Here is an 11,789-nt window from a genome sequence, read left to right as displayed (position 1 = left end):
TTAATCATGCTCATAACCCATCAAATTAATTAGTGAAAGTAGCGAAGAACTTCCGTCGTCTTTCCTCGTAAGCTTATCGTCTCTGATAGCATAGAAGCTACCGAGTTAAGTGCTATCGTGACTCGAAAAGCCTTCTAGCCTGAGTGTTCAACCTTCGTCAGTAGCTGATATCCTCTCGAATACCGCTTTAGGATGGTACGAACTACATCAAGCTAGAAGTAAGATCACTGTTTTAGGCCGCTAAACCTAAAAAAGGAATGATCATGTCACAAACATACGAGGATGGTAGCCGCTCTACTCCTTAGGGTCGGGTTTTAAACCCGCCCCTAAGGAGCGGAAAGAGCGAACAGCCTGGTGGCGTATTAGCGTTTGCATTGCAACGCTAATAAAGGCACGGCCCCTAAATCAGAAAAGAGGTATAACGCAAAAAGCCTGTCCTCAAAAGAGAACAGGCTTTTAAACAAGTGGGCCCAGTAGGGCTTGAACCTACGACCTACGGATTATGAGTCCGTTGCTCTAACCAGCTGAGCTATAGGCCCTTGCTATTAAGCGCGCCAAAGATACGGATACCCGCGCCTTTGCGCAAAGAAAAATGCTTAGAAACGTAAAAAAGTTCCTTTAAATAATAATTGAAAAACGAAAAGTCGGAAGTAATATGGTTGTTACTTCCGACTTTTTACCTCCTGTTTTGCCGAAGGCATCCCTTAGGCTGATTTTATTTGTCCATATGTACATCCATTTGTGGGAATGGAATGCTTACGCCACCGGCATCGAATCCTTTCTTCACGTGTTCCTGCATGTAGAAGAAGGTGTCCCAGTAGTGTTCGCTATTACAGAACGGGCGAGTGTTGAGGTTGACAGAGCTGCCAGCCAGTTCACCAACGACAACCCCTTGTGCAGGATCATCCAAGATCCAAGGACATTCTTTACCCACGGCCAGAATGATTTCCCGGGCTTTGTCGATACTGTCTCCGTAGCCAATACCAAAGGTGAGTTCTACCCCAATAATTCCCTGTCCGGAAATGTTGGTGATCACATTGCTGGTCACTACACCGTTGGGTACTATGATGTGCTTGTTGTCAAGTGTCACTAAAACAGTATTGAAAATCTGAATACCTTTCACAGTACCTGTTTCGCCGCCACCAATGGTCACCAAGTCTCCTACTTTGTAAGGACGGAAAGTGAGCAGTAGTACCCCACTGGCAAAATGCCCAAGGCTGCCCTGTAGTGCTAGGCCTACAGCGAAGGCTAATGCACTAAAGATAGCAATGAAGGAGGTGGTCTCTATACCAAACATGCTCGCCGCAGCTAACAATAGCATTACTTTGAGGCCAACACTTACTAGCGAAGAGAGGAAAGGACGGATGGTTTCATCAATACCTTTTTTCATCATACCTTTGTCCATTGCAGAGGTAATCCGACCAACAATCCAGAATCCAATAATCAGGGTGAGTACCGCGCCTATTACTTTTGTACCGTAGGCGGTTACTAATTCTGATAATTTTTCTAAGTCAAAAAAGTCCATAATTATTTTCGGTTTTTATATAAATGGGTGTAATTACAATTCATCTTCCTATAGCAACAATAGTGTAGCTGTTCGGCGGTAGCCAGAACTAATTAATAGCTGTTAAGAACAGTACAAAAATAATTTGAGCCTTCGGTTTTCAAAAAGATGGCCAAGCGGTTCAATTTAAGCGTGTCGCCTTTTTGAAAAACCATAGAGAAGGCTTAACTTATTTTTTGCGCAATGTTTATTGTATCTGATGGGACGAGTATAAGACGCACAAAAATAAACAAGTAACAGTACGCTCCTCCAAAAGTAGCAAAAGTTTATGCAGAAAAAGTACCTCACCAAGGCCCAGGCTTTAAAAAAACTCCAGCGCTATTGTGCTTATCAGGATCGTTGCCATTCGGAGGTGCGCAGTAAATTGATCGAATTGGGGGTATATGGCGATACCTTGGAAGAAGTGATGGCCGAACTGATTATTGATCGTTTTCTGGATGAGGAACGTTTTGCTCGCTCCTATGTTGGGGGCAAATTTCGTGTCAAGAAATGGGGGCGTATCCGCATCAAACAGGAATTGCGGCGGCGTAAAATCTCGGCTTACTGTACCAAAAAAGGATTGGAAGAAATCGAAGAGGAAGATTACCTCGCCTGCTTGCGGACCATCCTCGAGAAAAAAATCAAAGAATATTCACGTAAGGACAATGATTTTATCTCTCACCAGAAGGCTGCCGTCTACGCCAATGGGCGAGGCTACGAATATCCCCTGATCTGGGAGATACTTAGGGAGATAAGGGTTGATAGTTGATGGTTGTAGGTTGAAAGTTACCATCAACCATCAACCATCAACTATCTAACAACATCTAGCGTCTCAACAACAACACCTGCCCCTGCGTCCAGGTACCGTCTTGGGCTTCGTGGCGTAGCCAATAAGTGCCGGCAGGGTACTTGCCCAAATCCATTTCCAACTGGTCCTGAGCATTTTGTTGCAATAGTAGTTTTCCTTGCGCATCCGCCAAATAGAGGGTGCCAGGAGTATCTGTAAAGTTTAAGCTGATCGGCCCGCTGGTAGGGTTGGGGTAGTAGGTCCATCCCCGGTCGGCAGGTTCGTTGGTGGGAGTCTCTGCTACTGGGGTAGCACAAGTGCTGAGCCTGCTACGATCAATGCTCAAGCGAGCTAATACGTCATTGAGGTATTCTACTTCGTAGCTATCGGTAGAAGGCTCAATATGGCCATTGCCAATGCCGCTGTGGTCGGTAATAAAGGTATAGGTGCCATTGGTGGCCAGCGCCATACTTCGCAGCAAGAATTCGGTGTTTTTATCAACGCCACTACAGCTTACCGGAATGATCTGAATGCCGCGCTGGGCCGCCTTGGTAATAGCTACTTGTAGTCGCTTTATATTTTCTTCTTCCTGATGAGGTGGAGCATCCAATACCAGGAATAACAAACGCGTACTGGCTTGATCACGCCATTGCAGCGAATCCAGCGCACTTTCCAGGGCTGCTTCTACGGCTTCCGGATAATCACCACCGCCTTGTGCTTGCTGCTGCTCTACAAAAGATACCGCCGTGCTCGACTCCTTGGTGAAAGCCTGCACCCGTGTTAGGTATTCCTCATTTTTATCGCGATAGAATACGCTGCCCATTTGCAAGTCTACGCCCGGCAGGCCTTCTCGTACCCGGCGAATAACATCCAGTAATTCGGCTTGTAGATAGTTGATTTCATCTCCCATCGACCCCGTGGCGTCTACCACAAAGGCGATGTCTACCATGGCGTCTTCGCGGCAGTCTGTGCGGATGGTCTCAAAGTTGATGCCTTCATTAAATGGCTTGGCATTGCCAATGCGCTTTTTCTGTCCTTCGTAGTTGATCAAGATGGTTAGGCCATTGTCAGGGGTAGCGACATCCCGAAAGTAGTGCGCCCATAGTTCGGCCCGCCCCTGCGCATCCGTACGTGCTTGCCACAAGGCATTCCCTTGGCTATCTTCCAGGGTAGCGATCGCATTCACTACAGCAGCGCCATTTTGTGTGGTTAGTTGCACCGTGTAGCGGTGGTCGGCAAATTGCTGCCACTGGCTGCGGTATTGCCCCAGGTCTTCCTGACTGATGTCGGCCCACATATCCCATTTGCTAAAGTCATTGATTTCTCCTGCGGTAAGTTGGCCTGCCGAGGGGAGGTCAGCACCTTTGGTCACGACATCTTTACCACCACCTCTTGCGTCGTCTGAAGGCACCATTTTGTCAGCTTCGTATACTTCTGATCGAGAAATAGGCATTTCTTCAAACACCGCTGCTGGTGGCGGAGGCGCTGGAGAGGTTGGCACTGACATTGCCACTTCGCTATCGGCAAAAGTACGAGTAGTCATTGCTGAATGCTTTCTTTTTTCTCCTCTCCGGCGTCCCATACCGGTTACCACTACCTCGTCAAGGCTTGTCGCCCCTTTCAACGTAAAGGTGTGGTCTTTTCCTGTACAAACTTCTTTTATTTCCAGCGTCTCGTAACCGGTATAGTGAACGGTAAGGTCTACACATGGAGAAGAAGCCATCAAGGTAAAATTGCCATCAAAATCAACTACTGTTCCCAGGGTTGTGCCTTTTACCAATACGGTTGCTCCGATCAGGGCCTCTTTGTCTTCATCCTGCACTTTGCCTTTTATTTCGTGGTCGCCCCGGCTTTCGGTAGGGTGTATGGTGCTACCACTGGGGGTATAAACCGCAGGCAAATGTTTGATGATCGGCAGCGTATAAGTCGTCGCTTTAGCCGCTGTTGCATCAATGGTGATCACTTCATAACCTGGAAAGTGAAGGGTCAACGAACCAGAGATATCTTCTCCTTCCATTACAAAACAACCATTGACATCCGTTTGTGTCAGCACTTTGCCACTTTCGTCTTTCACGTCTACATAAAGCATGGCTTGCCCGGCTTCATTGACTACACACCCACTAATAGCATTGGCCTTACGAGCAGAGAATGCACTCCAACTCAAGCTACAAGTCATCAGAAATACTAAAAGGATAATATTCGTTTTCATATTTTTTTTAATTTTTATGCTTTCATGGGCCCTGCCTGCTCCCGTCCCGACTTTTCTAGTCGGGACGGGATCGGCACCAGGCTGTCTGTCCCTGTGGTCCGCCCATCCTTGGTCCTCCTCCTTCCGATGGAAGATCGGAATGCGGCGCGCTCCGGGCCCTGCCCTCCGCGACTGGTTGGTGTACTTGTATCCTGTTTTGTCCTGTCGTAGCGACGCACCGCAGCAGCGAAACTATCCAACGAACAAACCATTAACCGATCCTTGGCCCCATCCCCGGCCCTTCCCATTGTCAAAAATGGCGTCGTTTCGGGATGTGTATTGCAGGGGAAGGGAGGCTTGGCGCGCGTGGTTGTTTGGGTAGGTCCACCCATTCTTTAGGGATTTATCCGAAGGCATTCCATTGGGTGTTTCAGATTTAAAATGTAAAATTTCAGATGTCAGATTTTTCCATCAACCATCAACCATCTAACCTACAACGATTTCGCCTTCCCAATCAATCCAATCATCTCTTTCCTGTACCCAAACGGGTCGCGACCAGCGGATTGGCGGGCCATCATCTCACAGTGTTCATAGTTGGCAGTGCCTTTGTGTTCGCTGTTTCGTAGTAGCATCGCAAATTCTGCAACGCTGGCTGCCCAGCGCAAATTGCCGCTACTTTGTCCGAACATACTGCTGCGGGCGTCTACATTGTAGGCCAACTCCGAGGCGGTACTGGCGGTAGGTTGCTTGTAGCGTAGGCGTACAATGGCTGCTGCATCTGTCGCTGCTGCCGTTAGGCTAGGTGTTATTTCGTAGAGGGCGGTGATGGTGTGTCCTGCGCCTAGTTCACCGGCGTCTTTGGCATCGTTACGGAAATCTTCGTTGGCCATCAGTCTGTTTTCATACCCAATCAATCGGTACGAAGCGACGTAGTTGGGGTTAAATTCTACTTGTATTTTTACGTCTTTGGCAACAGTAAAGAGGGTGCCGCCAAATTCGTTGACTAGTACTTTTTGTGCTTCACTCAGTTGGTCAATGTAGGCGTGGTTGCCGTTGCCCTTGTCGGCAAGGAGCTGCATCTTATCGTCTTGCAAGTTGCCACGACCAAAGCCGAGGACGGAAAGGAAGATGCCGCTTTCGCGTTCTTTTTCAATGAGGGTTTCCAGGCTACTGTTATCGCTGATGCCTACGTTGAAGTCGCCATCGGTAGCTAGAATGACGCGGTTGTTGCCGTCTTGGATAAAGTTTTCTCGTGCTATCTGATAGGCCTGCTGAATACCGGCTGCTCCGGCGGTAGAGCCACCAGCCCTCAGTTGTGTAAGTGCCTCTTTGATCTTGGTTTTGTTATCACCCGGGGTTGATTCCAGTACCAAGCCCGAAGCTCCGGCGTAAACTACAATCGCTACCCGGTCTTCGGGGCGTAGGTTGTCGGTGAGTATTTTCATACTTTCTACCAAGAGCGGGAGGGCATCCGGCCGGTTCATGCTTCCGGATACATCTAGGAGGAATACAAAATTGGTGGCTGGCAGGTCCTCTTTGGCGATCTCTTCTGCGCGCATCCCTACCAGCAACAGTTGATTATTATTGTTCCAAGGGCAGCTGGCCAGTTCGGTACTGATTGCGAAAGGGTGCTCTCCTTTTACGGGTGGTGGATAATTGTACTGAAAGTAGTTGATCATCTCCTCGCTGCGTACAGCATCCGGAGGTGGTAGCTGACCTTCATTCAAAAAACGACGGACATTACTGTAGCTGGCCGCATCGACATCAATGGCAAAGGTGGAGATGTTCTCGGTGGCGGTAGGAATGAAACCGTTTTCGTTGATGGTGGCGTAGTTGTCGCCACTAGCGGGTTCTGGAAAAGGAGCATAACCTCCTGCCATGGTGGGTGATGGCGGGGCCATCATACTTACTGGTGCGCGAGCATATTCAGCAGACACTTTGCGATCAGCTCTACCTCTCAACTCTCTTTTTTGTTCAACACTAGAACCTATTACCACCACTTCGTCTAAAGCTACTCCTGTTTTTAAACCTACCTTGATAGGGAGGTTATAACAGGCTTCTACTTCGGTAGTTTGAAATCCGGTGTACGAGATCACCAGTGTATGGCAGGAGTCTGTTCCTGCTAAAGAAAAAATACCGTCAATGTCGGTGACGGTTCCACGGCTAGTGCCTTTAATAAGGATAGAGGCTCCAATAAGGGGTTCGCCGCTATCGGCAGCTGTAACGGTTCCTTTAAAGGTATAATCCTTTTCGCTTGAAATAGCGAAAAGGCAAATAGCGAATAGAGAGATTAACCAGGTTTTCATAGGCTTTTTTTTGAGTCCGGTAGCTAGATGCAAAGGGGGCACCTTTTGCACAAAGAGGAATGATTTTTTCTAAGATCGGCCTATCTTTGGATCGAATAAAACTAACATTATGCCTTTTTTGGAGACGTCGATTGCTGATCTTTTTCTTTTTGAGCCCCAGGTGTGGGAGGATGAACGCGGCTATTTTTTTGAAAGCTACAATCAGGCAACTTTTGCAAAACATGGCCTCGACTACACCTTTATTCAAGACAATGAAGCAAAATCGTCCAAAGGTGTACTGAGGGGATTGCATTTTCAGAAGGGTGCTGCCGCCCAAGCTAAGTTGGTGCGGGTTACCCAAGGAGAGGTATTCGACGTCGCCGTAGATTTGCGCGCAGGGTCACCTACTTATCTACAGTGGTTTGGAACCTACTTGTCGGCAGATAATAAACGACAATTGCTAGTGCCTCGTGGTTTTGGGCATGGCTACCTGGTCACGAGTGAGACTGCTGTATTCAACTATAAATGCGATAATCTTTATAATAAGGAAGCCGAAGGCGGTGTGTTGTATAATGATCCCGCTATCGGAGTGGATTGGCCCGAGCTTGATGTCCCTTATCAGCTTTCGGAAAAAGACGCGGTTTGGGGAAGGCTGGTCTAAAGACGGTTTATAAGGTGTAAGGGTTGGAATTGTGTAAAGGTTTAGGTCACTAAATGAAGGAATCACACACACACACACATCAATTCCGACTTCGAACTTCCTCTCCCAACCCTGTCAAATACCCCTCCTCTTCATCGGGCTTGCGGTACTTTGCGACGGCGTTGTGCTTGCGGAGTTCGTAATAAAGGTCGCTTTGTTCTTTCTCGTTGCGGCAAAAGGTAAGTTGCTCATAAATGGGGGCAGTAAGTTGCTTGCCATTTTGATCGAGTAGCGCATACAAGCGATTTTCTTCTGCTTGTGCCTCCAGGTAGCCAAAGATGGTCATTCTGATATTGCGGAAGCCGGGGAGTGCTGCGAGTTGATTTCCATCGGCATCAAGGATAACGTATTGGCTTTGTTCGGAGGCAAGATAACGGTTTGCGCTCAAGGCTTTGATCGTATAATAAGCCCCTTCTTCGGTGATTGGATTAAAGCCTCGATCTGTCAATAACCAGGATCGGTCTTTTCGGACGATCATGCGCTTATCATTAAAGCCCATGATATCGTCTTTTTCATAAGGTAAGAAGTCGCCTTTCTCTAGGTCGTAATAGTAACGTTTTCCATTTTTTCGAGTACCGAGAATAGTGGGGCCGATTTTAAATTCAAACCAGATGCGATCATAGACAGGGGGCAATATTTCTCCTCCATATTGATCGACTAAACCTGTTTTCCCATCTTTCTTGACGAGGTATTTATCTGTGCCGGCTAGTGTAACGTATTCATAAGCAAAAGGAAAAAGAACTGTGCCCGTCCCGTCAACGATACCGCATAAGCTGTCGAGGAAAACCCGGAAAACATTCGGAGCAGCGGGGTAAGCATTGTCAAAAGCAGCTTTTATATCAGCGGGTACGGCATCATCTCTTCGTTTACCGGGGCTTTCCCATAAACTGGCTTCCCAGATGGTGTGTGCTTGTGCGGTTCTGATCCACTCAGGAGTTGGCTTTATTTGTTCTGCCATAAAATCAAAGTGGTGATCCTTGTCGTACATGATCAATCGCCCGTCGCGGAGTTCTACTGTCAGGCCTTGGTTGGAACGGAAGGGGCGTCGGCTGCCAAAATGGTCTTGGTGACGAACTTTGAATTGGTAACGTCCCCAACCCAGGCTGCTCCAATTGCCGTGTAAAACATCTCTTTCCTTGGTGTCAATCAGGTCAAAAGTACCATCGTCATTTACTTCTAATACTAAGTCATTAATGGTACAATTCCAATGGCCTGTTGGCTGTTCCGGGCTGGTGGGTACTTGGTCTCGGTAAACAATGTTACGTGTCGTTAGGGTGTAATTACCAGTAGCTTGGTTGTGCTCCAGCCTGTTGATCCAATTACCATGGTCGTCGTATCGGTACGTGAAAATGGACACGCCATTGCCTTTGGTGGTGGCAGTGAAAGTGCTCTCGGTTTTAGTAATCAGACCTTCCTTGTTATAGCTAAAGACCTCGCGGGAAACAAGGGTGTTGCTGGTATCGTACACCTCTCGTTGTTGGGGGAGACCATCTTCATATTCGGTGAGGACTTGTATGTTATTGCGGTTCACGACGAGCCTTTCGGATAGCTGAGAGCGCCTTTTTGTAGTAAAGGCCATTTCGGTATGCGGTGCGCCATTGTTGGTACAAATGATGGTGCTGGTCCTGCCTCGTGCATCGAAACCATAGTTGAGTTGGAAAGTGATGCCGAACATTTGGTTCTTTTCTTCAATCTGCTTGAGCTGCCCATTTTCTTGGTAGCTGAATTTTATAAAAGAAAAAACGTCGTCATCTTCCATGAAAAGGATAATCTCCTGGTAGTTGCCTTCCTCGTTGAGGATGTTTACGCTGGCGCGTTCTCTTTTGCTAAGGCGGAAATTCCACTCTCCCATTTGATCTTGGACTTGATGGATAGTTTCGTAGAAGAATGCTGCATCGCCTTTTAGTGGCGCAGAGATGAGGCTGCTTTGTGCCGGTTGTAGGCGGAATACCGATTGAGCATTGATAAGAGATGCCCCAAGGAGAGTCAGAATCAAGAGTAAAAGAAGGCGTAAATAGGGAGACATATTGTAAAAATAAAGTGAAATTGTAGATGGTTCTCAGTAGTCTATTGCTTTCAGGGTAGTAAAAGTAAGCAGCAGCATGCTACTTTTGCTCACCTTTTTAGTCTTAATGTAATAGAGTAATAACAGATTACATTAACCTTATCAGCGCATCAAACTATTCAAGACAAAGATGAGAAAGTTTATCCTGTTTGCCTTTTTTATAGGAACGATTACAAGCCTGCCTGCTCAAAAGACAATCTTTGATTTATGGGGTTTGGCCCCAGAAGGCTGTTCACTGGATAAGCAAGGAGAAGTACCTAGTCGCAATGGAAACGAAGCTGTTGAAATGGATGATTGGGCGCCGCCACCGCCACCTATCCCACCTGGGTTTACTTCGCTGGAGGAAGTTGCAACGCTCTTAGGAGAGCGAATCCTCTACCAACAAGAACAAGATGCCGATTTTTTGAGCTGCCGGATCAACTGGACGGAAGACCGTTATTTCTTTCGGGAGAATGGTAAATGGGGATTGAAGGTAGGAGAAGATGTGGCCATTACTCCACGCTTTGATCATGTGGTAGCGAATAAAGACTGGTCGGGTTTTGTGGGCTACACCAAGGAGCAATGTAATTACTACGACACCACCGGGCAGGCTAAGTTTTCTACCTCTTATTTGCATATTGAACCTACGGCTTGGCCTATGTTTATCATTCGTAGTGCGAAAGGCTACGGACTTCTCGATGAGCAGGGGACAGAAGTATTATTGCCAAGCTATGACCTTATTCGTATTGTGGCCGATGGTAAGCTGCCCTATGCCCATGTTTACATTGATAATAAGCAATCTTTTATCTATCATATCAAAACGGGGCTGAAAACTTTTTACGCGGCAGACAGGTATCAGTGGTCGTTTTTGAATGAACGTTATGCCCAGGCGGGAGACGGCGCCTTGATTGATTTGCAAGAAAATCGATTGGTGTTTTGTGAACCAGGCTTGCGAATTAGCCCCATTGATAATGAGTGGACCTTGTTTAAGATCGCCCGGAATGATGCTCCGGAAGAGTACCACTTGATTGATATAGCAGGCAACTTGATCAGTGAGGAGAAATTTTCTGCTTTGGGGCCAAAGTTACCTAACGGGATGATAGTTGCTGCTCAGCCGCAACCTTACGAACCAGGAAGCCAGAAAAAGATGAACTATGGTATCCTTGATGAAGACGGAGCGTGGGTGGTAGCCCCCCGGTACCAGAGTCCGATCAATGATTTGTTAGATGGGAAATATATTAGGATTTATAAATCCTATTACGAGATCAGTTTGGTGAATTTTGAGGGAGATACCCTTTTGCCTTTTCGGGCGTACCGGGATTTTGAATTTACCAACAACGGTAAACAATTGAAGTGTGTTTACGAAGAAGACAAGGTTAAAAAAGCCATCTTATTGAACCTGAAATCAGGCAATATAACTACTATGGAAGACCCCGGTTATTGGGGCAAAAAACCTTTTGGGACCTGTGGCGCCGATACGATTTACCTCGCCTACAGCAATGCTGGTGAAATGCTGCTTACTGCCAAGGGGAAACCCATTCTTGAAAAACCTGCTGGGCGAATTTTTAAAGGGCCCAAATCCGAAACGTATTATACCCTTTCTACGAGTAATGTAGATGGAAAACAGGTGCGTAAGCGGCAATGGATCAATTGTGAGGGAGAGGTGCATACTTTTGAAGTAAACGGTAATCCGGTGTCGACTTTTAATGATTTTTTCCTGATTGATGAAGATTTTTATTTTGTCCGAGAGGATTGGGAAAATGGTCATTTTTTGCTGACGAATGGTGATGCCATTGCTGACGCCAATGGTTGGGCAAGAAATTCTGGCCGTTTTGGCGAAGACTATGCGTTGACGGATGGCGCTTATAAATATGGATTGATTGGTAAGGATGGAGTTGTTCTTATCCCCCCTGTTTTCGAAACCCTTTACATCGATAGGAGTGTGGGGCTTGTACGGTATTCATTTGAAGAGAATAAGACTCGATACCTTAAACCTGATGGCAGCCACTTGTTTGATAGCGCATACGAAGACATAAGCAATACGAAAATGGGCTCTTTTCGAGTGAAGAAGAACGGTAAATGGGGCCTTGTATCCCTGGATGGTGAGGTTTTGTTGGCGCCTGAATACAGTTATTTATACGTAAATGATGGTGTGATAAAAGGGGCTAAACCAGGTTCCAGGACGACCTTGTTCTTTGACTTATTGGGCCAAGCTCTTTCAAATTAAGGCACTATCTGGAAT

7 protein-coding genes and 1 tRNA gene are annotated in these 11,789 nt (G+C 46.8%); 3 read left to right on the top strand and 5 right to left on the bottom strand.

From position 1 onward, the window contains the following. Positions 1-465: 465 nt before the first annotated feature. Positions 466-539: transfer RNA gene (locus A3EU_RS0120495), tRNA-Ile, on the bottom strand. 176 nt (positions 540-715) lie between these two features. Next, positions 716-1,525, bottom strand: coding sequence for a mechanosensitive ion channel family protein (locus A3EU_RS0120490; RefSeq protein ID WP_020538073.1), 810 nt, complete (start codon positions 1,523-1,525; stop codon positions 716-718). 307 nt (positions 1,526-1,832) lie between these two features. On the opposite strand from A3EU_RS0120490, the gene A3EU_RS0120480 reads away from it, so the two are divergent. Then, entirely contained in the window at positions 1,833-2,312 is a 480-nt protein-coding gene (locus A3EU_RS0120480) for a regulatory protein RecX (RefSeq protein WP_020538071.1), read from the top strand. A 55-nt stretch (positions 2,313-2,367) separates the two neighbouring features. Here A3EU_RS0120480 and A3EU_RS33125 read toward each other — a convergent pair whose 3' ends face one another. Together A3EU_RS33125 and A3EU_RS0120465 are read right to left on the bottom strand one after the other, a co-directional pair. Then, positions 2,368-4,539, bottom strand: coding sequence for a carboxypeptidase-like regulatory domain-containing protein (locus A3EU_RS33125; protein WP_020538070.1), 2,172 nt, complete (start codon positions 4,537-4,539; stop codon positions 2,368-2,370). A 470-nt stretch (positions 4,540-5,009) separates the two neighbouring features. Then, complete coding sequence (locus A3EU_RS0120465; protein ID WP_020538068.1) at positions 5,010-6,824, bottom strand: vWA domain-containing protein; 1,815 nt, start codon at positions 6,822-6,824, stop codon at positions 5,010-5,012. Positions 6,825-6,933: 109 nt separating this feature from the next. On the opposite strand from A3EU_RS0120465, the gene rfbC reads away from it, so the two are divergent. Continuing rightward, a complete protein-coding gene (rfbC, locus tag A3EU_RS0120460) occupies positions 6,934-7,464 on the top strand; it encodes a dTDP-4-dehydrorhamnose 3,5-epimerase (RefSeq protein ID WP_020538067.1) in 531 nt (176 codons plus the stop codon). A gap of 79 nt (positions 7,465-7,543) precedes the next feature. Here the strand turns inward: rfbC and A3EU_RS0120455 are convergent, their stop codons facing one another. Beyond that, positions 7,544-9,529, bottom strand: coding sequence for a WG repeat-containing protein (locus tag A3EU_RS0120455; protein WP_020538066.1), 1,986 nt, complete (start codon positions 9,527-9,529; stop codon positions 7,544-7,546). 169 nt (positions 9,530-9,698) lie between these two features. On the opposite strand from A3EU_RS0120455, the gene A3EU_RS0120450 reads away from it, so the two are divergent. Further along, positions 9,699-11,774, top strand: a complete 2,076-nt coding sequence (locus A3EU_RS0120450) for a WG repeat-containing protein (protein ID WP_020538065.1) — start codon at positions 9,699-9,701, stop codon at positions 11,772-11,774. Positions 11,775-11,789 lie beyond the last annotated feature (15 nt).

The sequence above is a fragment of the Lewinella cohaerens DSM 23179 genome (assembly GCF_000379805.1).
Classification (GTDB): Bacteria; Bacteroidota; Bacteroidia; order Chitinophagales; family Saprospiraceae; genus Lewinella; species Lewinella cohaerens.
Note: the sequence above shows the minus strand (reverse complement) of the source record. Positions and strands in the feature narration are given on the sequence as shown.

Bases quoted from the DNA above. Each gene is read 5' to 3' on its own strand.
- rfbC (WP_020538067.1), top strand. From the start codon at position 6,934: ATGCCTTTTTTGGAGACGTCGATTGCTGATCTTTTTCTTTTTGAGCCC.
- A3EU_RS0120450 (WP_020538065.1), top strand. From the start codon at position 9,699: ATGAGAAAGTTTATCCTGTTTGCCTTTTTTATAGGAACGATTACAAGC.
- A3EU_RS0120465 (WP_020538068.1), bottom strand. From the start codon at position 6,824: ATGAAAACCTGGTTAATCTCTCTATTCGCTATTTGCCTTTTCGCTATT.
- A3EU_RS33125 (WP_020538070.1), bottom strand. From the start codon at position 4,539: ATGAAAACGAATATTATCCTTTTAGTATTTCTGATGACTTGTAGCTTG.
- A3EU_RS0120480 (WP_020538071.1), top strand. From the start codon at position 1,833: ATGCAGAAAAAGTACCTCACCAAGGCCCAGGCTTTAAAAAAACTCCAG.
- A3EU_RS0120455 (WP_020538066.1), bottom strand. From the start codon at position 9,529: ATGTCTCCCTATTTACGCCTTCTTTTACTCTTGATTCTGACTCTCCTT.
- A3EU_RS0120490 (WP_020538073.1), bottom strand. From the start codon at position 1,525: ATGGACTTTTTTGACTTAGAAAAATTATCAGAATTAGTAACCGCCTAC.